Source organism: Vallitalea okinawensis, from assembly GCF_002964605.1.
GTDB classification, from domain to species: domain Bacteria; phylum Bacillota; class Clostridia; order Lachnospirales; family PQDH01; genus Vallitalea_A; species Vallitalea_A okinawensis.
In genome coordinates this window covers 1-572 of sequence record NZ_PQDH01000062.1, presented here as the reverse complement: position 1 = coordinate 572, position 572 = coordinate 1, and the positions used below count along the sequence as shown (strand labels likewise).

Sequence of the window (572 nt, the reverse complement as noted above, 5' to 3'; positions counted from 1 at the left end):
GACTGGGGTGAAGTCGTAACAAGGTAGCCGTATCGGAAGGTGCGGCTGGATCACCTCCTTTCTAAGGAATTTAAATGGTTATGTGTTATACTGTTCAGTTTTTAAGAAATACTCTTGACAAACTGAAAATGCTATGATAATATAGCTAAGCGTTTCTTTAATGGAGCGCATTTGTACATTGAAAATTGCACATTGAGTTTAATATTTAAATCAGGATTTAAATATTAACGACATCATATATCCAAAAAACTTAACGTTATTTATAACGTAACAGCGTTACTTAGTAACGCACAAGGTAAACAAGGTTATTTTATAACTTCTTCATTTAATGATTAGATGTTATAACAATAACGCAAATAACTCAGCTACTATTCTTGAAATAAAGTTGATGTAAGTAAAGGTCATTGTGACGAATCGTAACATAAGTCGAATCGTGACATGCGCATAAAGCTAACGCTTGATGCTTCTGACCTAATCTTCTAAAGCTATGCTTTGTAAGGTTAACTACGTTAACTCAAATCATCTGTAAGATGATTTATTAGGTCAAGATAATAAGAGCGTAGGGTGGATGC

1 rRNA gene is annotated in these 572 nt (G+C 33.6%); it reads left to right on the top strand.

Features of this window, described 5'->3' with window-relative positions:
- Positions 1–61 (top strand): 16S ribosomal RNA (locus tag C1Y58_RS26295); the annotation flags it as partial.
- Positions 62–572 lie beyond the last annotated feature (511 nt).